18 protein-coding genes are annotated in these 24,827 nt (G+C 40.7%); 7 read left to right on the forward strand and 11 right to left on the reverse strand.

What is annotated here, in order from left to right:
• Nucleotides 1-84: 84 nt before the first annotated feature.
• A complete protein-coding gene (locus ABJK37_RS00170; RefSeq protein ID WP_348348854.1) occupies nucleotides 85-1,128 on the reverse strand; it encodes an MBL fold metallo-hydrolase in 1,044 nt (347 codons plus the stop codon).
• Between the two features lie 383 nt (nucleotides 1,129-1,511).
• Nucleotides 1,512-1,904 (reverse strand): nucleoside diphosphate kinase regulator, encoded by a 393-nt coding sequence (gene rnk, locus ABJK37_RS00175; RefSeq protein WP_348348856.1) that lies wholly within the window; start codon nucleotides 1,902-1,904, stop codon nucleotides 1,512-1,514.
• Nucleotides 1,905-2,519: 615 nt separating this feature from the next.
• On the opposite strand from rnk, the gene ABJK37_RS00180 reads away from it, so the two are divergent.
• A complete protein-coding gene (locus ABJK37_RS00180) occupies nucleotides 2,520-4,121 on the forward strand; it encodes an MFS transporter (RefSeq protein ID WP_348348858.1) in 1,602 nt (533 codons plus the stop codon).
• 17 nt (nucleotides 4,122-4,138) lie between these two features.
• Nucleotides 4,139-4,744 carry a DNA-J related domain-containing protein gene (locus tag ABJK37_RS00185; RefSeq protein WP_348348860.1) on the forward strand — a complete coding sequence of 202 codons (606 nt, stop codon included), beginning with the start codon at nucleotides 4,139-4,141 and terminating at the stop codon, nucleotides 4,742-4,744.
• 64 nt (nucleotides 4,745-4,808) lie between these two features.
• On the opposite strand, the gene ABJK37_RS00190 is transcribed toward ABJK37_RS00185, so the two are convergent.
• On the reverse strand, nucleotides 4,809-6,716 hold the full coding sequence (locus ABJK37_RS00190; RefSeq protein ID WP_348348862.1) for a S9 family peptidase: 1,908 nt from the start codon (nucleotides 6,714-6,716) through the stop codon (nucleotides 4,809-4,811).
• Nucleotides 6,717-7,111: 395 nt separating this feature from the next.
• Between ABJK37_RS00190 and ABJK37_RS00195 the strand changes: the two genes are divergently transcribed.
• Nucleotides 7,112-7,600, forward strand: coding sequence for a YciI family protein (locus tag ABJK37_RS00195; RefSeq protein ID WP_348348864.1), 489 nt, complete (start codon nucleotides 7,112-7,114; stop codon nucleotides 7,598-7,600).
• 83 nt (nucleotides 7,601-7,683) lie between these two features.
• On the opposite strand, the gene ABJK37_RS00200 is transcribed toward ABJK37_RS00195, so the two are convergent.
• Complete coding sequence (locus ABJK37_RS00200) at nucleotides 7,684-8,406, reverse strand: platelet-activating factor acetylhydrolase IB subunit (RefSeq protein ID WP_348348866.1); 723 nt, start codon at nucleotides 8,404-8,406, stop codon at nucleotides 7,684-7,686.
• 123 nt (nucleotides 8,407-8,529) lie between these two features.
• On the opposite strand from ABJK37_RS00200, the gene ABJK37_RS00205 reads away from it, so the two are divergent.
• Complete coding sequence (locus ABJK37_RS00205) at nucleotides 8,530-8,781, forward strand: hypothetical protein (RefSeq protein ID WP_348348868.1); 252 nt, start codon at nucleotides 8,530-8,532, stop codon at nucleotides 8,779-8,781.
• Between the two features lie 4 nt (nucleotides 8,782-8,785).
• Here the strand turns inward: ABJK37_RS00205 and ABJK37_RS00210 are convergent, their stop codons facing one another.
• The 3 genes from ABJK37_RS00210 to lpxL form a co-directional block, all read right to left on the reverse strand.
• A complete protein-coding gene (locus tag ABJK37_RS00210) occupies nucleotides 8,786-10,765 on the reverse strand; it encodes a diguanylate cyclase (protein WP_348348870.1) in 1,980 nt (659 codons plus the stop codon).
• Between the two features lie 430 nt (nucleotides 10,766-11,195).
• Nucleotides 11,196-12,266, reverse strand: coding sequence for a glycosyltransferase family 4 protein (locus ABJK37_RS00215; RefSeq protein ID WP_348348872.1), 1,071 nt, complete (start codon nucleotides 12,264-12,266; stop codon nucleotides 11,196-11,198).
• 170 nt (nucleotides 12,267-12,436) lie between these two features.
• Nucleotides 12,437-13,369, reverse strand: a complete 933-nt coding sequence (gene lpxL, locus ABJK37_RS00220) for an LpxL/LpxP family Kdo(2)-lipid IV(A) lauroyl/palmitoleoyl acyltransferase (RefSeq protein WP_348348874.1) — start codon at nucleotides 13,367-13,369, stop codon at nucleotides 12,437-12,439.
• A 180-nt stretch (nucleotides 13,370-13,549) separates the two neighbouring features.
• Between lpxL and ABJK37_RS00225 the strand changes: the two genes are divergently transcribed.
• The 3 genes from ABJK37_RS00225 (at nucleotide 13,550) to ABJK37_RS00235 (ending at nucleotide 17,051) form a co-directional block, all read left to right on the forward strand.
• Entirely contained in the window at nucleotides 13,550-14,482 is a 933-nt protein-coding gene (locus ABJK37_RS00225) for a glycosyltransferase (protein ID WP_348348876.1), read from the forward strand.
• Between the two features lie 80 nt (nucleotides 14,483-14,562).
• The gene (locus tag ABJK37_RS00230; RefSeq protein WP_348348878.1) at nucleotides 14,563-15,867 is read left to right on the forward strand and encodes a hypothetical protein; all 1,305 of its coding nucleotides are present in this window, start codon (nucleotides 14,563-14,565) and stop codon (nucleotides 15,865-15,867) included.
• A gap of 86 nt (nucleotides 15,868-15,953) precedes the next feature.
• Nucleotides 15,954-17,051, forward strand: coding sequence for a polysaccharide lyase family 7 protein (locus ABJK37_RS00235; RefSeq protein WP_348348880.1), 1,098 nt, complete (start codon nucleotides 15,954-15,956; stop codon nucleotides 17,049-17,051).
• A gap of 321 nt (nucleotides 17,052-17,372) precedes the next feature.
• On the opposite strand, the gene ABJK37_RS00240 is transcribed toward ABJK37_RS00235, so the two are convergent.
• The 4 genes from ABJK37_RS00240 to ABJK37_RS00255 form a co-directional block, all read right to left on the reverse strand.
• A complete protein-coding gene (locus tag ABJK37_RS00240; protein ID WP_348348882.1) occupies nucleotides 17,373-19,625 on the reverse strand; it encodes a GH92 family glycosyl hydrolase in 2,253 nt (750 codons plus the stop codon).
• On the reverse strand, nucleotides 19,622-21,415 hold the full coding sequence (locus tag ABJK37_RS00245) for a sodium:solute symporter family protein (protein ID WP_348348884.1): 1,794 nt from the start codon (nucleotides 21,413-21,415) through the stop codon (nucleotides 19,622-19,624). Before ABJK37_RS00245 ends, ABJK37_RS00240 begins: the two co-directional genes overlap by 4 nt.
• Nucleotides 21,415-24,006: a glycoside hydrolase family 2 protein gene (locus ABJK37_RS00250; RefSeq protein ID WP_348348886.1), complete on the reverse strand. Its 2,592-nt coding sequence runs from the start codon at nucleotides 24,004-24,006 to the stop codon at nucleotides 21,415-21,417. Before ABJK37_RS00250 ends, ABJK37_RS00245 begins: the two co-directional genes overlap by 1 nt.
• 77 nt (nucleotides 24,007-24,083) lie before the next feature.
• Nucleotides 24,084-24,827 carry a copper homeostasis protein CutC gene (locus ABJK37_RS00255; protein WP_348349010.1) on the reverse strand — a complete coding sequence of 248 codons (744 nt, stop codon included), beginning with the start codon at nucleotides 24,825-24,827 and terminating at the stop codon, nucleotides 24,084-24,086.

Below are 24,827 nucleotides of genomic sequence, written 5' to 3' on the forward strand. Positions count from 1 at the left end.
GCCAGCTATTGAGAGCAAGTTCAACGAAGATAGGCACAATAAAAGCGGTGCTGGACGGTACGGCTTATCCCGAGTTCAGGTTAACTAAGCCTCTTTTTTTAAAGTGAAAACAAATTGCCCTTTAGGATTAATTTCTCGACTACATTCACCTGCAAAATATAAATAATTAAGATGAGAAAATGCCTCTGCAATCGCAAAAAATATATTCTTGGCACTTAGTTTTCGCTTAAACAAAACCGGTAAGCATTGCTCAATTGTTTTGCCCTGCTCACAAAAAACTCTAAGATTATCCAAATGAACATGATGATGGCTAATCAGTTCGTTGACTCTGGTATGTAATCCATAAAATGGTTGTTTGTGTGACGGTAACACTAACGTGTCTTCTGGCAGTTCAGTAAATTGTGGCAAGGTGTCTAAATACAGTTTCAGTGAATTAGCATCAGGTTCAGTGCTATACACGCCAATATTCGGTGAAATCCCCGGTAAGACATGATCACCTGAGATCAGGATATTTGTGTCGCTATTAAATAAACAAACATGTTCTGGCGAATGACCTCGGCCTATAATTACCTGCCAATTATGGTCTCCTATACGCAAGCTGTCACCGGCTTGCAAACGACAAAACTGCAATGGAATAGGTCGAATCACTTGGCCTACACCTTTACCGTCTTTGCGGTTTTTTTGGGCATTAGCCACATAGTCTTCAGACAAACCACAACGTGTTAAATACTCATCATCCTGCCACGTTGATGCTCCACGAGGTCCGGCGGCTAAAGCTCTAGCTGTAAAATATTCAACCTGACTCATGTAAAAGGGAACTCGAAACTTTTCAACCAAGTAGCCTGCCATTCCAATATGATCTGGGTGCAGATGAGTCACAATGACCTTAGTTATAGGTTTACCAATAGTGTCTAGCAAAACATCCCAAATATCCTGAGTGTTTTGGGTACCAATGCCGGTATCGATTAACGCATAACCCTCTTGCCCATTTTGATTATCCTCGAGTAAATATAAATTAATATGATCAAGGTCGAAGGGTAAAGGCATACGCAACCAAAATATACCAGATGTCACTTCGTGTAGTGTTCCCGGCTCTGGTATTTCAGTATCTATAAAAGTCACTTGCACTGGTATTGCTCCTAAGCCTAAATTTTTCGTAGTAATACTGCCTAATAACACTCCCTAAAACCGGCGGGCGCCTAGACATAAATTATCAAGATCAATATTAAACCCAATAATTCTAAGAACTACCAAGCACCATTTTGTATTGATAAGTATCAGAAGTTTGAATTAAGCCCCTAATTTAAAAACCTAGTTCGGCATCCTAGTTCAGCCAGAGAAGAGCGTCATGTGGTTCTAGTTAAACACAGCTCAAAAGTATCAAGCGCGGTACCAGTATTGTGTTTAAAAAATTCAATATAGGCCATTATCTCCCAGCTTTTTGAAAGTTAACTCTGAAGAGAGTTTAGTGGCTAGTCTATAGCTGCCTAGCCTTAGAATGAGTAAATAATTTAAGTGGCTTGGTGCTTGCCATTTACCTTAACTATTTCCACTGATTGCTGACCGCGCTGAGTTTGCCATTTAATACACTGCCCTGTTCTTAATCCAATTAACGCCGCACCTATAGGTGCGAAAACAGAGATACTATCTTCAAATTTAGTTGTATTTGCTGGTAAACATAAGGTCTTAGTGAACGTTCTTTGAGTATCTAGAATATTAAACGTGACCTGACTGCCTAGAGCGACCACATTTTCTGGCAATTCTTTGGCAGAAACCACTGTCGCCCGGTCTAACTCATGTTCAAGGGAGCGAACAAATTCAACAGGTAGATTAGAACGTTCCAGTTGATTTTCTAATTCTGCTAAGTCAGCTTTTGAAATAATAATATCGGGTTGCTTTTCCATAATGTCACTCTTATCTAATGGTTATAAAAAAGGGGTTCATATAAGCCCCGCCGCATTTAGGCTTTTGTTACTTCGCTGTACGTTTTCTACATTTTTCTTTTAACTTGTAGTGTGTTTTTTGCATTATGACTGGCTTAACAAGGTCATCCTTGAAGCTTTCCTTGCGCTTTCTTTACAGAGGCGACTTCGCCGCAACCTAGCCCTAACGGGCAAATTAAGGTTTTGCAAGACCTGAAAATACGCATGTAAACGGTTAACTCTGTAATCGAACTAATTACTATCAAAAATGAAAAAACAGGGGACACTAGCCGAGCGTAAGGACTACGCTCGGCTTAATTTGGTAAGGTGAGTAAGTTACTCTTTTTAGTGTTGATTTGGCTAATGATGAACATGATATCCTCAAAATATATCCATGATATTAGCTCGCCTAAAAATAATTTCAAGGGCAAAAGTCGTATGTTTTTAGCTCAACTTTAGAGTGGGATAGAACGAATAAATAAACTGCGTTGTCACAACATAACGCTTCAAAGATTAGGTATTATTACTTGTTTAAAATACCTATTTTAGGTATCTATAACCTTTTGCTAAAACACGCGCCGCTAGGACCTTTAATTAGTGCAAATTAAAACTTATTCATTTCATCATCCAAGCGCCTTTTGGGTCGGCTGCCTTTTAATTACTTTGGGTGTTTTGTCGCATATTCCTATGTTTGTGCACGCTTCACATATGGGTTATCGCATGGTGGGCATGCCTATGGATATGACAATGTTAGTCGGCATGGCTTTGATTCCAGTAGGGCTGTTGCTTTCTTGTTATGGCCTAATGCCAAGATTAAATTTACTGCGACAAAATAACGGTACCGACGCGATTCATTTTCATGTAGCAGATCATAGCCCCTTAAATTGGCAACATATCACCCTAGTTTTCGCATTATTGGTAACTGTCATAGTAGATGTCATGAAACCAGCCACGTTAGGCTTTGTGATGCCGGGTATGGTCGATGAGTACAAAATAACGACTGAAACAGCGGGGACTTTGGCACTTGTTGCATTAACTGGGACGGCCTTAGGTTCTATTTTATGGGGTTCAATGGCGGATAAATTAGGTCGTCGCGCTGCAATTTTGTTGTCGGCATTGATGTTTATTGGTACCTCAATTTGCGGGGCTATGCCTAGCTTTGAATGGAATTTGGCGATGTGTTTTCTCATGGGTTTGTCTGCTGGAGGCTTGTTGCCTATCACCTTTACCTTAATGGCAGAAATGATACCGGCGCGTCATCGTGGTTGGCTTTTAGTCGCCCTAGGAGGTTTAGGCACGGCAGCTGGGTATTTGTTGGCTTCAGGAGCCGCAGCAATACTAGAGCCATTGTTTAGCTGGCGAATTTTATGGATGTTAGGGTTACCTACTGGGATCGCTGTTATTTTTCTGAATCGTTATATCCCTGAATCCCCTCGTTTTTTGGCGAATGCGGGGTTACGTAACGAAGCTCGAACGGTATTGGCTCAATACAATATTAAAATGGATACCCCTTCTGCAGAACCGATTGCTGAACAACATACTAATAACCACGGTTTTTTTCGTACAATAAAAAGTAGTTATTTTAATATCACTATGGGGTTATTGGGTGTTGGCATAGTTTGGGGAATAGTCAACTTTGGTTTTTTGTTATGGTTGCCCACAAATTTACAAGAAATGGGTTTGAGCGCTGAAAAAACTAACGCACTATTAGCGCAATCGGGTTTAATCGCCCTTCCCGGAATTTTGATTGTTATTTGGTTATATCAACACTGGAGCAGTGTCAAAACATTGGTGTTATTTGTAGTATTCACAGCCGTAAGTTTGATGTTGTACTGGTTGTTTGAAGTATTAGGTGTCGTGTCTAACTTATCTATTATGATCGCCACTGCCTGTCTATTAGTCAGTTCTAGTGGCGTCATTGCAATGTTAATTCCTTATGCTGCTGAAATATATCCGGTACATTTTCGGGGTTCTGGTACAGGAATTATAGCTGCCAGCTCCAAATTTGGAGGGATTATAGGCGCTATATTAGGGATCTTCGGTACCTTTACCAATATGTCTTTAGGGGCATTAATAATTGCGATACCTTTACTGATTTTTGCCTTTGTACTCCTTAAAAATGGCATCGACACTCGAGGTCGCAGACTCGAAGATATTCACGCAGAATTTGTCAATAAGTCAATTTCTCCTTCTAAATAAGGAACCGGTGACCTTGTATGCCATACACTCCTAGCGATTGGGCGCCACTGCAACCCATATTGCAGAATATTTTACTTGCTCACGAAACTGGCATTTCGGAATATGAATTGTTTCAATACCTGCAATCACCACCTTACGAATTGTTTAGCAAAAACGCCTTACAACAGCCATTGTCGCTATTTCAAAGTCACTTCATTGTGTTTAATGCTTTATATCAGTTACAAGGCACTTGGCTTCGAGAAAAAACTGGAATACTGCAAATTAGCTGTAGTTGTATTCGACGCGATCCATGGGAGGCGGGGCAAAATGGCCTAATTAACCAAGACAAACTACGGGCCTACTACCTCGATTGGACAAACCTAAGCGCTACAGATGAATCCCAAGTAGAAGCATTACTTGACAGCTTCTGGGCCGCTTTTTCAGGCTTGCCGAATCAGACAACTGTCAACGCCATGACTTGGCAACAAGCGCTAGATATACTCAACCTCAAAATGCCTTTTTCGTTACTGCAACTTAAACAACAATACCGAAAAATGTTGCATCAACACCATCCAGACAAAGGCGGCGATAACAGTCTCACAGTGCTACTTCACAACGCTTATGAACGTCTGAAAGTAAAATAGCGCGTTTAGATTCGGGCAAATTGCCCTAGCACTGGTAGCGCTAAATCAACGTCTACTAGTGCATTTATTGACTGTTAACGCACGAAATCAACTGTACAGCTTCTATGTTACCGGCTGGCACAAAACCAAACACTTGACCGTAGAAACTCAACTCAGAATTTAAAGCACTAATATTATTGGCCGGTTGTCTAAAACCATGTCCTTCCCCCTCGAAAGCAATATAGGCAGTATCAATACAATTTTCTTTTAGGGCCGTAAATATCAGTTCAGACTGGTTGGGTGGAACAACTTTATCATCCAGGCCTTGAAGTAAGAGCAAGGGAGCCGTTATGTTTTGCACACTATTAATCGGTGATCGTTGGTCGTAAACACTCTTCATTTCCGGATATGGGCCGATGAGTTGATCAAGATATCGAGATTCAAACTTGTGGGTATCTCCCGCTAAAACCCCCAAATCACTGATACCATAATAACTGGTTCCTGCTTTGAAAACGTCTTGAAAAGCTAATGCTGCAAGCGTGGTATACCCTCCGGCACTGCCACCTCTAATCGCCACTTTATCTGCGTCAATAAAGCCTTGAGAAGCGAGCCATTTCACTCCATTTGATGCATCTTCGACGTCAACTACCCCCCAGTTAGGATAGAGTTTTTTCCTGAACTCTCTGCCATATCCAGTGCTGCCTCGATGATTCACATCAAATACTGCAAATCCGCGACTTGTCCAAAATTGAATTCCCGCATTTAGACTCGAGTCTGTTGCGCCAACAGGCCCTCCATGAACTTTAACAATGAGAGGTGGCAAGGTACCTTGTGCCCCAGTGAAATCGCCATTTTGTGGCGGATAATAAAATCCATACGCTATTTCATTGTTACCAGTTGGAAACTCAAAAGGTTGCGGAATCGAAAGAAATGGCTCATCAATAACAGGGCCATTAGGTTGGTAAAGTTTCTTATAACTCATACCTGCTAATTGATAAATTGCGTTGCTAGAACGTGGGGTAGACGCTCTAAAATAAACCTTATCCTGAGCGACCGAAATTGAATCAGCTGATGAAAACCCATCTCCGATGTTGTTCATTTCACCAGTTGTTAAATTCACTCTGGCAATATGATCAATCCCCTCTTTTGAGTAGGCAATAATCGCGTTTTCGTTGTTTTCAAAACCAAAACTATTCACCTCAATGTTTTCATTGAATACTTTTTCTGGTTGCGCTGATAATTCGGTAACACGATACAAAGTCCACCAATTATCAAAATCTGCGATAAAATAGAGCGCGCCGTCTTCAGCATACTGAGGATGTTTTATAGATACGTTGCCACTGTTTAGGACTTCTTCAACATTTGCGACAGAGCCATTGTCGTCCAAACTTAAGACTCTTAGCTGTGTATCATCCCACGGCATATTAGGATGTGACCAGGTAATAAAGGCCACTGAGTTTCCGTCTGGCGATAAAACCGGGGCACTAACAAAATCACTTCCTTCAAATAACACTGTGTCTTGATTTGTCTCGCTTAAATCAACAGCCACCAACGTATTGACTGGCTCTCCAATACCGCGATGATCCTCTCTGACACAAATCAGGCGGTTATTCTTTTGATCCGCAATACATTCCATATACCGCAAGTTTTCACTGGTAATAGCTTGAGGACTGCCATTTTTTGAGATGTGATAAATTTTCTGATCTGCAAATTGCGAATAATAAATATTTTCTCTATCTACAAGATAAGGACGACCACCGTATTCATGTACACGAGTTCTAACACTGACGTCAGTAGACGTTAATTTTAGCGCAGTATTTTGAGGGCTTAGTTTAAACAGCACATTCTTGCCATTTGCAGAGGCTTTTGATTCAACGAAATATAGTTCGTTATTTGCAACAGTTAGATAAGCAATACTGTCTGATGCTTCAAAAATACTCGCGGCAGTGATAGGGGATGGCCAAGATCCATAAGCGGCAGTTGTATAATTCACTGGTTGGGGCGCCTCTGAGGTTGATTTAAACACTATGTAAACAGCAATAATTAATATAATCGAGATTACAATTTTCACATTCATTCTTAAGACAACCTGCTTATTTCATTGAAGAAAATAGCAGTGTAGAGATTTAGTTTAAACATGTCTATTCAGCTAGTTTCATAGAAATTGGATACTTGTAAAAATTTTAAATCGTCTCTAATGATGGGTACCCAAGATTCATTGGTTAGTGAATTGGCAAAGCAATACAGACATAACGTGACGAGACATTTGCCTTTCGGTTATTATTTTACTCTTCTTTGAAGCACTGCCATGTATTTGCTAGGTCAAATTGTTTGCTGTGCCATAAAGTTTTGTATATTTTGTTGATGTAATTTTTTAAGAGACCAATAATGAAAATATCTAAGCTATTATTCATCGCACTGTTTTTAGTTCATAGTCATAATTCATTTGCTTCAGACGTCCAAAACAAGCCTACTGCAAACCCACTTTATGACGCCCCACTCGCTGAAAAATTGGGTGCCGATGCGTACGGCATGAAATCCTATGTGTTAGTTATTTTAAAAACAGGTCCAAATGATGACAAAATAACTGACCCAGAACAACGCAGTGAGTTATTTAGGGGCCATTTTGCGAATATGAGCAGATTGGCAAAAGCGTCTAAATTGGTACTTGCAGGGCCGTTAATGGAAAACAAGCCTAAGCGTGGTTTGTTAATTTTTAATGTTAAAACGATTGAAGAGGCACAAGCATTGGTTAATACTGATCCCGCAGTCAAAGCCGGTGTGTTTGATTACGAAATGACAAAATATTACGGCTCAGCAGCCTTAATGCAAGTTTCAGAAATACATAACACCTTACAACTTGAAAAAATCGAGTAATCGAAATAGCCCAGACTCGCCCCTAAACATCAAATGATAGGGGCACTCCAGTTAGTTTATTAATTAACCCTAGCTCGTGCTGATTATTGAGCCATTAGAGCGCTAATTTGGGGCTCCATGGCTTCAGCCCAAATCTGGTATTGTTCGGTATTAGGATGCAATAAGTCCTGCATGACGTTTTTACTCAAATTGCCATGTTCATCAATAAATAAGTGATTAATGTCTAAATAGTGTACATTTTTGCCATCGGCATACTCTTTAATAATGTCATTAACTCCATCATTTATTTTACGTAAAGGATCATCAGCCGTGGCACCACGTGGAAAAACAGCCAACAGCAACACCTTGGTATTAGGTAACCGCTCCCCTAAAAGCTCGATAATATGTTTAATGCCTAACGCAGTATCTTGAGACTTATCTTGCCTGTGCCCTGTGTTATTAGTACCTATCATTAAAACCAGTAACTTAGGATCAATGTCTGAAATCTCACCGTTTTGTAAGCGCCATAAAACATTTTCTGTTCTATCACCACTAAAACCTAGATTCAGAGCGTTACGCTTAGCATAGTATTGTTGCCAAACCTGCTTACCTTTATCTTCCCAAGCATGGGTAATTGAATCACCTAGAAACACTAAGTCGACATTTTTCATCTGTTCTTTTACTGATAACTTTTGATTATGGCGAGGCATCCACCATTTAACTGCCCAGTCATCTTTTTGCTCTTGCGCTTGAATAGCCAGCGGCTCACTGACTGCAAGTGCATTAACGGACACAAATAAACATAAAACCAATATAATAATTCTCATAGCCTTCCTTATTATTTTAGAAATTGTGATAAAACTAGGTAATCTATCGACACCATCTAAACTAAAGCTTATGTTATATTGCTTATTTAACGTTATCTCAAAAACTATCTTCTTAGCTAGAATATGTCTAAGCCCAACAAAAAAGTCCCTGAATCCTCGGTTGACGTATACTGCAGTCGATGTAAAACCCAATTATTTAAATACCGTAAAGGAGGAAAAGGTTCACTATTAAAATGCTTTAAGCAACGCATTACCAAAGACTACACTTTGTTTCCGTGCATCTGCCCTAAATGCGAAACCATATTCGCCAGAGAGACCTTAATAAGAGGTACTCCTGCATTTAAAATAATTGGCGGTAAAGTTTTTAGTAAATGATTCACTAATCAGGCAATGTTCGCAACATGTTGGGAGTCGATGCGTCTAGGTTTACTGCGTGATCTTTCAAATCTAAATCGGTGTGGTAAACCTGCACTTGGTTACGACCTTTTTCTTTGGCGATATACAATGCCGCGTCTGCTTCGCGAATAAGTTGATTAAGATCTTTGTGAGGATCACTATTATGTGGCTGGTCACTTTGAATATTTTTGGTCGCTATACCAATACTAACAGTCACCTGTTTAACTTGCTCAATACTCTTTTTGTCCGCAGCGACCACTTGTTCACATAAACGCTTAGCTAATAACAACGCGGCTTTTTCATCTGTGTGTGGCAGCACCAGCAAAAACTCTTCTCCACCAACCCGTCCAACATAGTCAGGCTTTCTGATTGCAGCTAAACAAATGTTTGCCACATACTGAATAACGCGATCACCAGTTTCATGACCAAAACGATCATTGACTGCCTTAAAGCTGTCTATGTCTAACATCAAGACACTCACAGCAAATTGATAGCGATCGCTACTGTGAAGTACTTGCTCTCCAAGCATTAAAACACTGCGACGATTATGTAGAGAGGTAAGCGGATCACGGCTAGCCAACAGCTTATTTTTGATATACAAACGATAGATGACCGCGCACATAATTAAAAAAAACACTAATGCCGCTGATAACACCATTAATACCCAATTTTGATGACGCTGTTGTCGTTGTTCCATTAATAACTGTTCGTTCAACAGCGTATTACGCTCTTCTAATAACTGCCCTTGTTTATCCAAAAACTCGCTCTTTAATTGTTCGCGACTCAAATTAAATTTGGCATTTAAGGTGGCTGTTTGGGAGGTAATATCCAATCGCGCCTTTTTTAACAAAGCTCGCTCGCTCAGCTGCATATAATGAAATGCTTGTTGATAATCTCCGGCTTGATTTAACAAATCAGCGTAATTACCGTATGAATCCCATTGCCCCGCAATATCCTCATGAACTTCGGCTAAATCTGCCGCCTTTTTAGCGTACTGCAATGCCAAAGGCATTTGTCCATTGGTTCCCAGTTGTGAACTGTAATGCACGTAGGCATTGGCTATCTCAATAGCGTTGCCTAATTGCTCACGTTTTTTAACCGATTTAGCTATCCATTCTAACGCTTGAGTATCATCTGGTACTTTGCTGTAGAAATACGATTTCAACAAATAGGCATTGGCTAGCCGAGTGTCATCTTGCTGCTCAATAAAAACGTTCATAGCTTGTTCTAATTGTGTAAACGCAACACTGCGCTCACCCACAATATTAACCATCTGAGCTTCAAACATAAGCGTTTCGGCACGGTAGATTAATGCATTTTCAGGGTAGGTATTATAAGCATTATGATAATACTCCAATGCCTGTTCGTAGTTTTTCAAGGCGTAATTTACTTCCCCCATAAACACTAAGCTGCGAGCCTGAATAATTGGCCAGCTATTTTTTTCAGCTACTTTGTATACTGCCGTTAACTCGGCCAGTGCCGCTTCATATTGTTGCAAATACACTCGGTTAACAGCTTGATACATCAAAATAAAGTTTTCTAGATAAGCGTTTTCCAAGGGGCGGTTGTTACTTTTGAGCAACTCCAAAGACAACAAAAAACGCTCATCAGCTTGAGCATATTTACCCACTAAATAAAATTGAATACCACTTAGTAAATACCAATGGCTTTGCACAACTGCATCGTTTTGCGCAAAAATCCGCTGTTGAATTTCATCTAATAAGGGTTTTAGTAAATCAGCTCTTTGGTACAACATATAAAGCTGAGATTTTTGGAGATTTAACTCGATAGAGGCGGGAGTGTCACTAGGCGTATCTGCAAGACGGGCATCTAATTGTTGTTCAGCCTCTGCAAAATTAGACTGAAACTGCAAAAAACCTTGTTTTGAAATCGTCTGTGCATGAGTTTGATAGCTAAAAAAAGCCAACACCCCAACGATTTTCAGCAACTTACTCCAACTCATTATTACTTCCTGTATCTGTAGATCCACCATTCTATTAATTAGAAGTGGCTCGTTCTGCAGTAATTAGCAACGCTATACATTTAACACTTGCAATCAAATACGTTGCCTTTGAAAACACGATTTAATTAATATACGGAAAAAGCACTGGCTCGTCATGCATTATAAAACGGTCACTGACGATGAGATAGCCTGCGATGAACAGGCTCCTGCTTAGAAGCATTTTACGTCAAGTAGCTCGTTCTTTTATGGAGTCTACTCGCATCAAAACAACCTTTACCGCATCATGGCACGAGTATATTAGTATTGTCGATAAAATATTAGCACCGAAAAAATACCTAGATATGTCTTATCATAATGAATAAACCCAAATAAACCTTGAAACGAGATAATCAAATTCTGTTACTTATTTGAGCGTTGTTGTGGCAGCTGCTCAACCCTCTAATATCGGTAAGTAAAGTTCTTGATAATAGCGCTGCGCTATGTTCTTCCAAGTATAATTTTGAGCCATTTTTAGGCCATTTTGGGACAAGTTTCTTGCAAGATTGGGATCCGAAATGATCGCTTCGCAATTCGCTATTAGTGTTCGAGTATCCCCTACCCCAGCGACCAATCCGTGATGCCCATGTTTAATAATATCTGGCACCATACCCACGTTAGTAGTCACCAACGGTATTCCACAAGCGGTAGCTTCTAAGCAGGCTTTTGGGCCACCTTCTATGCGCGACGGGATCAAATAAATATCCAGCGCCTGAAAATAAGGTGCCACATCATTGGCATGTGGCAAATAGCCGGTGTGATAAAACGCGATACCTGAGGCACGTAAGCGGTTTTTAACATAGTCCCGCGCTGGCCCACTTAGTAAAACGAATAGCTTATGTGACTTAGCTAGGGACTCAAGCACCTCACACAAAACATCAGGGCCTTTTTCCATTTTTCCTTGCTGACCGTTATTCCAACCGCGACCGTCTTTTTGAAAAGAACCAATTACAATAGCATCCTCGTCAATTCCAAGTCGTTGCCTGAATATTGATTTTTGTTGTTTTGTTGCAACCTTAAAAATTTCGGTATCAACTCCTAAAGGAATGCAGTGTGTTTTCGAGGCGCTGGCACCACAAGCAATTAATTTATCTAGGGTGCTTTGACAAGATGAATGCCAAAAATCTAACCTTTTATCTAACTCTGGCACCAGCTTGAGTCGTTTGTCATTTTCAAGCACATGAAACCAAGTAAGACCGCAACCAATTTCAGCTTGTGGCCAACGCATCTTTCCATGACTCAACGCATCAGCAATACCACCGAAATGGAATATTCCTTGATGGATACCCTTGTGACTTATCGTTAACTCGCCAATAGGCAACGGCAGGTTAGCCATTAAACACTCACCATCGTGATTGATAGACCAATTCTGCGCAGAAACTAAATAACGAACTAATTTATCGGACTGTGAATTGGCATCAGCAGCTCGTTTAAAAGCTAGTTGGGCCTTGAGCAGTTTAAACATGTTGGCGCGTGTTCGATAAAAAACGGGAGTCTCGACGTTTTGGCATTAGGCTTCCATATGACCATCAGACATTAAGATGTTCAGCAGTCTAAAACAATCATGTGTATTTTATATGTCACCAAATATTTCTAAACCTTTGACAAGCCGCACCTTCATTAAATTATGGGTATCTAGCGGTATAGAGACGCGTCGTTTGGGTCCGGGCGGGTTTTAAAACGTTTATGCATCCATAAGTATTGTTCTGGTGCTAGCAAGATCATTTTTTCGATCATTTGATTCATGCGTGTTGCATCATATTGGTCATCACCACTAGGGAAGTTATCTAAACCTGGTAAAGCTTTGATTTTATAACCAGTCGAAGTACGCATAGAAACTAAAAACACCGTTTCACAATTTGATTGGCCAGCAAATAACATCGAACCTGTAGTGGTTGCCACTTGCGGCACAGCAAACAAGGGAGCAAATTCACACTTAGTGCGCCCATAGTCTTGGTCGGGTAAGTAAAAACAAACTTCACGGTCGTTTAACGCATTAAGCAAACCCATTACGTCTTTTCTAGGGATCATGTACTTATTTGAGCGAGTACGCCCATGGTATTGCATATACTCCATGAGTTTATTTTTGTGTTTGCGGTAAAACACAACTGACGGATTTTTAAGTCCCATTACACGACAGGCAAACTCTAGATTCATATTGTGAATTGCAAACGCCAACACACCTTTTCCCTTGGCTAGAATCTCTTCAATTAGTTGATAATCTTCAAATTCTGCTTTTTTGGCTACTCGCCAATTTGGCCACCACCAGCCCATACTCGTTTCAAAAATTGCCATACCAGCGTGCTCTAGATTCCTTTGCAACAAATCATCTCTTTGCCGTTGAGTATATTCAGGAAAACTCAGTTCAAGGTTACGTTTCGCAATTTGATAACGTTTGTGAGCAAAAATTTGCAGTAACTTACCCATGCCTTTACTCAAAACGAGTTGCATTTTGTAAGGTAACCAAGAAATAACGTACAGCACCAAAATACTCAACCAAACCAACCAATAACTAGGTAATAAAAAAGACCATTCAAATTGTGGTGCCTTGACTTTATGCTGCTGCAAAGTACATCTCCTGACGAAAAACACTCAATAGTGTAAACCCGCTACCGTGACAGAAATATTGCAAGTCTGGCGAACCTTAGCTGGTTTTATCAGTGATTTTCACAACAGTAGTAACATAAAAATGCCATAAACAACCTATACACTGAATTTTTTACTATTTTGCTCTGAGCGCTGGTTTATATGTTGCAAAGCCATTACCACGGCCCCTTAAAATATTATTCTAGAGTTGATGCGCTAAAAGGTGCGGTTATCAAACAGTTTGCGGGAGGCTTACTGCCTGCCACTCTTTTTTATAACGAATTGCAGCAACCATCATTAAAGCACAGCCAAAAAGGCCAGCTCCTTTCCATTGAAATTGTGAGTCATTGTTGGCAGTACGCCCACCTACTGCGTTATCAATTATCATCCTTGGTATTACATGCTCCCAAAAACATAATGATCACCATGACGGTTTATTACTGTCAAAGTGACCTAAAAACGCTACAAACATTGGACTATTTTGCACAAATAAAAAAAAGTAATATCCGCTGGAATTGGCAAATGTTTCCGAAAGAGTTCTTATTTCGTCGTTCAATTGGGCGTAACCATGCCGCCTTAAATACTAAGGCTGATTGGATTTGGTTTAGCGATTGTGATTCCATCTTTCATCATGGCTGTTTCGAATCATTAGCAACACACTTACCTCTAGCACGATCGCCCTTAGTATTTCCTTTGATTGAACATCGCAGTAAACCGCTATCGCCGCAACATGAGCTGATAAATTTAGAGTCGTCAATGTCAACACTAGTGGATATTGACCCACAAGATTTCACGGCCACGACTATTACTCGCGCAACAGGCCCACTGCAAATTGTCAATGGTGACGTAGCAAGAACACTAGGTTACTGCAAACAGTCAAAAATATACCAAAAACCGGCCCGGCACTGGTGTAAAGCGTTAGAAGATCGTCTATATCGTTGGTTGTTAGGCACACAAGGACAAGGTCTTCCCATAGAAGGTGTATACCGTATTCAACATCAAGAAAAAGGACGCTATATCCAAGGGAGCGTTTGGTCTTGGTTACGTATTCGTGGGCAAAATTTAAAAACCACTAATTTAGTCTTTAGACGCTAAAACGACTCAACTCATACTGCTGAATTGCTATCGATACTTTAAGCGTACATTTATAGACCATCTGCATGGAAACCTTAACAATGAAGCCAGTCAACCTCCCAGTTCAGAACCAAGCGCCCCGTACTGATGTGTTATTTTTGTACCGCACTAAAAAAAAGAAACGCTATTTTAATCTATTAAAAGATCAATCACTCAACACCTTAAATTGCCAAGTACAATCTTACCACGGACTGCCAATCGCTCCTTCAGTCTCGCTGTCAGAACAAGTGTTGCAGCAGATTGTGCATAAAGCAGAATTAGAACTGTACAACGCTAAATCTGAATCCTGGCAAAGAGTCAAATTACTAGCCCGCCCCATTTTAATAGGACAAATTAAACTCTTGTATTCACGCTTGTTTCACTACCTTATTAACAGCGCCCCTAAATTAGTCGTCATATGGAACGGCCACAAATGGCAAGACAATGTATTTCATGCAGTGAATTATCACTTTGGCATTGCCGTCAGTTATTTTGAAAATGGGGTATTACCTCAATCAACTACCATGGATTTTAACGGCATCAATGCCTTAAACAGTGTGCCGCGAGAAGCTCATTTTTATGATTCGCTAGTATCAAAAAATGTCGCCTCTAATTTCACAATCAAAGGACGGAAATACAAACAGCATAAAAACACTCAAATTAGTTTTAAACGGCCTAAAAAATACCTTCTGGTGCCGTTTCAAAAAGACCGCGACTCACAGATTTTAGACAATTCTTCTTGGATAAAATCCATGAGCCAGTTATTTCAAGTGTTGACCGAAGCCTTAGAAATGAGCCACAGGGAGGACTTACATATAGTATTTAGAGAGCACCCGAGTGCTAAAACTAGGTATACCACTTTGTATAAACTCGCCGCTAAACATCCTCGTTTGTGTTTCGACCAACAAAGTGAACTATCGGAGATAATTACCCATGCTGAAGCCGTGATTACGATTAATTCCACAGTAGGTTTAGAGTCGCTGCTGCTGGGCACCAAGGTGATTACGTTAGGAGAGGCGTTTTACAATATCGCGTCTATGGTACTTGAAGCTCGCTCAGTGCCAGCACTTTCACAACATATCAACACGCTTGAGAATTTTTCAGTGAACCCACACCGACTAAAACGTTTTATCGAATATTTACAAAACGAATACGTCATCCCTGGTGATTGGAAAAAACCAGGGGAATTGCACTATGAAACGATACAAACCCGTATACTCAACCATTTGGACCATCTTAAAACAGCTGACAATCAATGTGTGAAAGAGCACAGAAATTCATTAACTCGCCTTAAAAACCCAAAAAATCGCTTGAACCAAATTTTAAGTAACTTAAGTGCAGTAATAAATTTTAGCGTTATTAATTAGATTTAAAATTGACTACAATCACTGCCATTAAAAGTTACTTTTATATTCAGAGATAAACCAATAATGCCCCAATTTCACATAAAAAAATGCTGCAGTCGAGTATAATATTCTCCAGTTGTGCGTTACTGCTAACGGCATGTTCAGGTGTTGACGACAGTACTACAGCGGCACGTTCAAAAACAAATAAAGCCATAATACCCGCGACTCAGTTTGATTTGTCTCATTGGAAAATCACCGTTCCTGTTGATTTAGATAACAACGGTAAAATTGATGAGGTTAGCGTAACTGATATTCAAAATTACGTGCACCCTGATTTCTTCTATCTAGATGAAAATGGAGGTATGGTATTTGCCGCTCCCAACAAGGCGATTACCACAGCCACTTCCACAAACACTCGTAGTGAATTACGCCAAATGCTCCGGGGTGCAAACCAAAAAATTAAAACTAAATATGCTGGCAACAACTTTTCTATCGCCGCCCATCCTCTATCAGAACGATTTGCAGCAGTAGGTGGGAAAATGCAGGCGACCTTGAAAGTCGATCATGTGGCGCTTCGCGCTAACCTACCTGATACTCCTGCCGCTTATTCAGTGGTAGTCGGGCAAATTCATGCGCTAAAGGATAAAGATCTAATTGCTAAAAACCTCGGATTTGGTTGGGGCAACGAGCCCATTAAAATATACTTTAAAAAATGGCCCAATCATGAAAAAGGATCGGTTTTTTGGAATTATGAACGTAATTTACCGAAAGATGATCCTAATCGCACAGACATAACTTATCCCGTGTGGGGTAATACTTGGGAAAATCCCACAGAACCTGGCGATACAGGCATAGCTTTGGGTGAACAGTTCAGTTACACAATTAACCTACATCAAAACACCATGTACCTTACTTTTAGCGCCGAAAACAAAAAACAAGTTACCTATTCAATTAATCTTGCGAATAACCTTGATGCCTATAACGAAGTAGATGAACTCGACCACCCCTTAGGTTATGTCGCCGATTCTATGTATTTTAAAGCGGGAGCATATAACCAATGCAGCACCAAAGAGGTCGCGAACACAACTTGGTATGCAGGTTGTTTGGGTTCAGGTGATTGGAAAACCGATAAGCAAAACGGCGATTATGCACAAGTCACTTTTAGTCGATTAAAATTAAGCCCGTCAGAAGCGATATCGCAATAGTGTCAACAACATGTCGTTTTCATTGAGAAAAATATCACTTATGAATATCTCAATAACATTCGCCTAGTAAGACGTATGCTATGAGGAAAACAATATTGATGAATGGCTCCAACAAACTTGCTATGACGCTACGTTGAACAAACAATTGTGAATAGTTAAGCCACAACCAATAGTTGTGGCTTAACTACCTAATCTTTGTTACCAGTAGACTTCTTTTTTAATACTTTAAGGGCTTATTGCAGGTGCTCTAGAATCTCAAACATTGCCTTATAGCAAAATTTATGTGTATTCTTTTCCCTAATAAGCCGTTCACTTGTTCTCTCAAAATTCGAATATCAACTCGCCACCGGCAAGTAAATCTTTATGGCTTAGACTGCGAAGACTAGTGACTTTGCCATTCAGTTTAATCTGTTTCACATAAGGATTATCGACAGACCGATTACCTTGTTGTTTAACACTAAATGTTTTGCCATTTTCAAGTTGAATGTCCACTTGTTGAAACTCAGGTGTGCCAAACACATACTCACCAGAAAAAGGGTTCATTGGGTAAAACCCAATGGCGCTGAACACATACCAAGCCGACATTTGCCCCAAGTCATCATTGCCCGCTAAACCATCAACATGATTACGATACATAGTGTCTCTAATCTCAATGATACGTTGTTCACCTTTGTGTTTTTGATTAGCGTAACTGTACATATAAGGTACATGGTGCACAGGTTCATTACCGTGGGCATATTGACCAATCAGGCCAGAAATATCAGGAGAAACAACTGAACCTTCCATTTCAGAGCTCATACTAAATAGGGTGTCTAGTTTTTCTACAAAAGGTTTTTCGCCGCCAAATAATTCAATTAATCCTTGAACATCATGAGGGACAAACCAGGTATATTGCCAAGCATTAGCTTCGGTATAATCGGTGTTGCGATGATCCACAAATGTGGGTCTAAAATCTTTAACCCAATTGCCATTTTTGTCTTTGCCGCGCATCAACCCATGGTTTTTATCAAACAGTTTTTTGTATGCCTGCGCCCGTTTGCTGAAATATTCGAACTCTTCATCTTTACCCAAATCCTTAGCTAAGGCGGCGATAGCGGCATCATCAAAGGCATATTCCAATGTTTTTGAGACAGCTTCAACTTCTAACTCGGAAGGGATATATCCATACTCTCTAAAATAATCCACACCAAATTGATTTTGCATCGCGGATGCTTTAACTGCTGCGAATATTCTTTCGGGATCGGCATCTGTTAATCCTTTGAAATAGGCGTCTACAATCACAGGCACAGCGTGATAACCAATCATCACATCGGTATCGTTTGACATCAGATCCCAAGTGGGTAATAAGCCTGTTTCATCATAAAAAGCTAACAAAGACTCCACCATGTCATCAATACGTCGACCATCACTTATAGTGAGCAAAGGATGTAACGCGCGAAACGTATCCCATAAAGAAAACAGCGTATAGCGTTTAAAATCTTGGCTGTTATGAGTGGCCCCATCGGCCCCAAAGTATTGCCCATCAACATCATTGAAGGTCTGAGGCGCTAAAAATGAATGGTAAAGGGCAGTATAAAACTTAGTCTTAGTCTCAACGTTAGGATCGGTCACCTTAAACTTATTTAGCTGTGTGGCCCACAATTTTTCAGCAGCCTGTTTAACGCGGTCGAAATCAAAGTCTTGCACTTCTGCAGCTAGATTTTTTTCTGCACCTTTAATGCTAGTGTAAGACAACCCCACTTTAGTAATTAAAGGCTCATTTGATAAGTCACCAAAGTCCAAAACCACCTCAGTTTTAGGGCGATTAATAGTGTCGCCTTTTATCGCGGCGCTACCAAAAAATGGCTCACCTTCAAGATAATATTGGTGCGTAAAAGGGCGATTAAACTTAGCGACAAAATACGTGGGTTGATAGTCAGACCAACCAGTAGACACTCGATAACCCACTAACGTTTGGTTATCCACAACGCGCATGAAAGTCGCCACGGCTTTGTCATAATTCTGGGCATAACCTAAATCAATTAAGACCTTGGCTGATTCGTTGCCCGAAAACTGATATTTGTGCACACCGGTGCGTTCAGTCGCAGTCAGTTCAACACTGACGTTTTCTTCAGGTAGTACAACTGAATAATAACCGGGGCTAGCGCTCTCTTGATCGTGACTATAAGTGCTAACCACACGTTTTAATTCATTGTCGCGGCGTTTTTGATAGTCCCCACGAAAAGGCATAACCAAAATATCGAGCATATCGCCTACACCTGTTCCTGATAAATGGGTATGGCTAAAACCTAATAGTTGATTGTCAGAATAATGATAACCCGACGTCCAGTCCCAACCTTTAGAAGGGTTATCTGGGCTAAGTTGCACCATACCAAATGGCACGACCGCGCCTGGAAAGGTATGTCCATGACCACCAGTGCCTATAAAAGGATTGACGTATGCTAGATTGTCTAAAGAAGCTTGCTTGTCATCCATTGCTACACTTTCAGTAGCCTTAGTTGACTCATTTGCACAACTTGCCCCGCCTAATACCAGCGATAATACCAGGCAACCCTTTACTACTGTTTTAATCATGATTCTTCCAATTTATCTAACCAATTTTTCTTTAAAAACCAAGTGGTCACAGCCATGACTGCAAATGCACCCAACATAGACCACCACTGCTGTACTACTAAATAAATAGGCATAATGACTAGGGTCAATTGCCAAATGGTGCCAACCACCACATTAATACTGTCGCGCCCCAAATTACTGTCATCAATAAAGGTTGAGTCTTGTTGCATCACTTTGTTGCGTATTGGAGTCCAAAATCCCCAAGGTCTAACCTGCCGGTAAAATTGACATAACACGTCGTCCGACTCTGCGGGAGTCATAAGTGTGCCTACAATAGACCCCACTAAACCTGCCAATAATAGTAAAGGGAAAGCCATCAATGGTTGCACATCAGGCAATACTAACGGCAAAACAAGAGAGCCAATTAAGCCAGCCAGCATGCCCCAAAAATATCCATACGCGTTAAAGCGCCACCAATGCCACTTCAGCAAATTAGCCGCTGCATAACCACCAAATAGAGCGGCAAATATCCACTGCATCATTTCATTGATACTGTCTAACATTAGGCCCAAACACACCCCAATAGTGACTAGTAAAAATGAGACGAAGTAACTCATTTTAATTAGAGTTGCGTTATCCGCGTTTGGTTTGAAATACCGTTTAAAGATGTCATTGACTATATACACAGGAGCAGCGTTTACCGAGGCCGCAAAGGTCGACATAAAGGCCGCAAGTAATCCTGCAATCAATAAACCTGTTAAGCCAATAGGCACAAAGTTATCTATGGCATAAGGTAAGATTTGTTCAAAATCAAAATGTTCACCTTGAGCCTGAATGTCCGGCCCCATATACACTAGCGCCAACACTGTTAATCCTGTGACCATCATGTAACGAGGAAAAAACATCACTAATGACACCAAACCACTCATTTTTGCTGCTTCTTTGGGAGTTTTAGTGGCCAAAATTCGTTGCATATCATAATTGGGTACAGGTCCCGCCATACTCGATAGAATGCCTTTGAACAACATCATCATTACCATTAATCCAAACAACTCCATGCCATCGTTTTGGATCTTGTCATTCACACTGTCTATTACACCAGTCCAGTTTAGGTCTAAATGCCAACTGAAAAACAAATTGCCCCACCCTTCTGGTGTTGCTGCGGCAATTTGTTCGGGACTCACGGCATAAATAGCAATAATCCCCACTGCCACCGCAGCTATGGTCATAATGACAAACTGCAATACTTCAGTGAACACCACGCTGTACATGCCACCTTTGACCACATATATAGTAGTAACAGCAAAAATCACTAAAGCATAAATATCTGGGGACACCTCCCATGGGAAAAATATCTCGGCAAATTTACCAATGCCTTTAAACGCATAAGCAATAAAACCGATGGCGCTGACAATGGCAAATATAACTACTATCAAGTGACACATCTCTGCACTTTTGCCGGTGCCAAAGCGTGTTTTCAACCATTCGGCCCCCGTTAATACGTTGGAGCGTCGTAACCACACAGAAAGGTACACCATCAAAAAAATTTGATTGAATATTGGCCAAATCCAAGGCAACCAAGCGCCCTTAAGTCCATACACAAAACACATTGAGACTAACCACATAGTGCCTGCAATATCGAACATGCCTGATGCGTTAGACACGCCTAACGCCCACCAAGGGATGCGTTTGCCTGCCAAAAAATAACTGTCTAAATCGGTGCTGGCTCGTTTCGATATATATAAACCAAGTAGCAACACAGCGCTCAAATAAAGAGCAATAATTACGATATCAATCCAACTCAAACTCATTAACTTATTCCCACTGTAGCGCCCAACGCCGGACTTACATGTTCAGTAAAACTGTCGTACAAAGACATATAGGTCAGTTGCTCTAACAAAGACTCAACATTGTATGATCCACTATTAGCTAAATTAACTAAAGAAACACTCACAGTTTTTGTTTGACCAGGTACTAGGTCAAAAAAGTTATCACTAAAGTTCGCTGTTACTAAAGGAATGTCTAAGTAGACTTGCCGCAACACCACATCAGACGAAAGGGTTAATAGCAATTCATCATTTTGTATTATTCCAGCGATATTGAGCTGCGTGGCTTGTAACAGCAGTTGTTTATTTTTCACAAAGAAGTAAACATTCTCACAATAGCAATGTGTTCCGTCTGAGGTTGTTACTTTGGCAATAAACGCACTTTGTGTCATATCAACATTGGCCAATAACTGAGTTGTAGGTGCGTCAAATACCTGTTCGCTAGTATTCGCTTTTACTTGTATTTCTTGTGTATAAGACCACAGTGAATTCCCAAAAAAATCCACGATGGCCAATTCAAGTTGCCCGCTAAAAGCAGTGAGCTGGTCTGAGACTAAGTGCACCGTTAATGCAGTGTTATCATGGTTAACCACTATGGATTGTTCAGCAAAACTACGCTTGGCCTGATAATGTAACGCTTTCCATTTTCCATAATAATCAATGCCTGACCAAGATGCCGCTGGCCAAGTGTCGTTTAACTGCCAATATAACGTGCCCATGCAAAATGGCATAGCTTGCCTATGGGCTTCAAACGCTAATTTTAAGCCTAGAGCCTGTTGCACTTGGCTAATATAAAGCAAGCTTTCAAAGTTCTTAGGTGGCTTAAACTCCTGCTCTAAGTAACTATTAATTAAGTTATTTCCCCTTGGGTGTTTTTGATGAACTCGCATCACATCTGAGCCTAAATGCTGATCTTGTTCGACAGTGAATTTTTGTAACGACGAAAGTAAAGGAAATGACTGAAAACCATATTCACTCATAAAACGCGGTATACGTTTTTGGTATTCACTAAAGGGCTCTTCACCATGCCAGACTCCCCAATAATGATGATTACCAATATGATCTTCATCAGACTCCCAAGAGCCTATGGGTGAGGAACGTAAATAAAAACGTTGCGGGTCATGCTCTAAAACGGCTTCACGCAGGCAGGTTTCGAATAACTTTTTATAGTCGTTTTTTAAGCGCACAAACAGTGCTTCACTGTAATCAAACTTTTCTGGCCAATCCCAATGTTTGATAGCCATATCAACTTCATTGTTGCCGCACCAAAGTGCGATACATGGGTGGTTGCGTAAGCGGCGAATATTGTAACTGGCTTCTTGTTGCACATTTTTGATAAAGGCATCGTCAGCCGGATACAAAGTGCAGGCAAACATAAAGTCCTGCCAGATTAAAATCCCATGTTCATCGGCTAACTGATAGAAGAGGTCGTCTTGATACACCCCGCCGCCCCATACCCGTAACATATTCATATTGGCTTGTCGGGTTGCAGCAAAAAATCCTTGATGTTTTTCTGGGGTCACTCGATGAATAAAGCTATCCGCTGGTATGTAATTGGCGCCTTTCATAAACACTCTATGACCATTCACTTTTAGGTAAAAACACTCACCATCAGGATCCTTTTCATTAACCACTTCGAGTGTTCTTAATCCCACTTTTTGTTCGAGAGAGCTAATTACTTGTGCATTAGACACAAGTTCAAAAGTGAAGTGATATAAAAACGCTTCTCCTAAACCATTAGGCCACCATCTTTTGGGAGCATTGAGACTAAAATTGATAGTAACAAAGGTGTTGTCTTGATCACCTTTAACCGCTGGGATAGATATGTCTACAACCTGGTTCAGTTCTGGCGCTTGCTCACACTTAACATACATTTGCCCTGCAAACGTTTCGATGGCAGAGGTTTCAAGCTGAAACGAAAACTCCGCAAGTTCATCCGATAGATGTTGGATAGTAAAATACAAATCTTCTATCTTTGCCGATGTCACGGGTTGTAAATAAATATCTCGCCAAATGCCGGATGTAACAAACCTTGGGCCCCAATCCCACCCAAAGTGACAAGGTGCCTTACGACAATAAACACTGAGTTTTTCTTCAGACTTGTCATTTTCTGCTGGATAAGCGTATCCCGCAGCTAAGTATTGCGGCATGGTTTCTGTAATCGGTGAGCGAAACTTAACTTCAATGAGATTTTGACCAAGTTTTAGCTGGTTTTTACAACTAAACCTGTGGCCAATAAACATATTGCAGCTATCAGCCACTTTAACGCCATTAATAAAGATTTCACAAAAGGTATCTAACCCTTCTGCCACCAATTCCATTTCACTGTGAGCAAGCGCTTCTTCGTCTAGCTCAAAATATTTTCTATAGTGCCAATTTTGTTGTTCGATCCATTGTAATTTAGCTTCATTGTCTCTATTAAAAGGATCGTCAATCAAACCGTTAGCCAATAAATCCGTAAAGTTACAACCTGGCACAGAAGCCGGTAGCCAAGTGTCATGTCCTTGTTGTTTAAATTGCCATTCACCATTTAAGGGGTATTGACTAGCATGTTGAGACTGGGTTTTGTTAATCATATTTTCTGCTTCGTCAAATTAGATATCATAGAGTTTTGTTATGGCTTTCTTTTAAAAAGCCGCCTTTCAATATTTGATTAATTGCTATTTGCCGCACTGCATAACAATGCCACTTTCCGTTCGTCCACTAAGCCATCGGTTAACACACCTGAATAAGCATGTAGGGATAAACAATGACTTGCTTGATTTTTAAATGACGTTTGTTGCGCCACAACCGAGGCCGCATTTTGCGGGGTGATCCCACCAGAGCAGATGATTTCAATTTCGCCTTGTGCTGCTTGTAAAAAACTAGCAAAAACACTGGCGTTATTCGTTGCTAAAGTGGGATATCCCCATTTTCCACCCGCAGTGAGCACGCGTTTCACACCTATGGCTTGCAATTGTGCTAAACCGGCAAGTGGGTCGCTCAAAGCATCAAAAGCTCTGTGGCAAGTGACCTCTAAGCCATTTTCTGTGGCTAGTGCAACTAAAGACTGCATATCAGTGAGCGCCAGCTCTGTTTGTGAGGCATCAAGCAGTCCAAACACTACGCCTTTGGCTCCTAACTTAGCGGCAGCAATAATGCTGCTTCGCATGTGTTGAACTTCTTGTGACGAGTAATGAAAATCACCTTTTCTTGGACGGATCATCACCATCAGGGCTTGCTCATCAGTTAGCACCGAACTGGCTAGCTCTACTGCTGAATCACTAGGAGTTAAGCCGTCTTCGAGCATATTGGCGCACAACTCAACACGTTTCGCGCCGCCATTTTTTGCTGCTAATACTTGCTTTGCAAGCATGGACAAATTGTCGCTACTGATACAAATTTCGATATTGACCAT

Origin of the sequence: Paraglaciecola sp. (assembly GCF_039964565.1) — a bacterium.
Classification (GTDB): domain Bacteria; phylum Pseudomonadota; class Gammaproteobacteria; order Enterobacterales; family Alteromonadaceae; genus Paraglaciecola.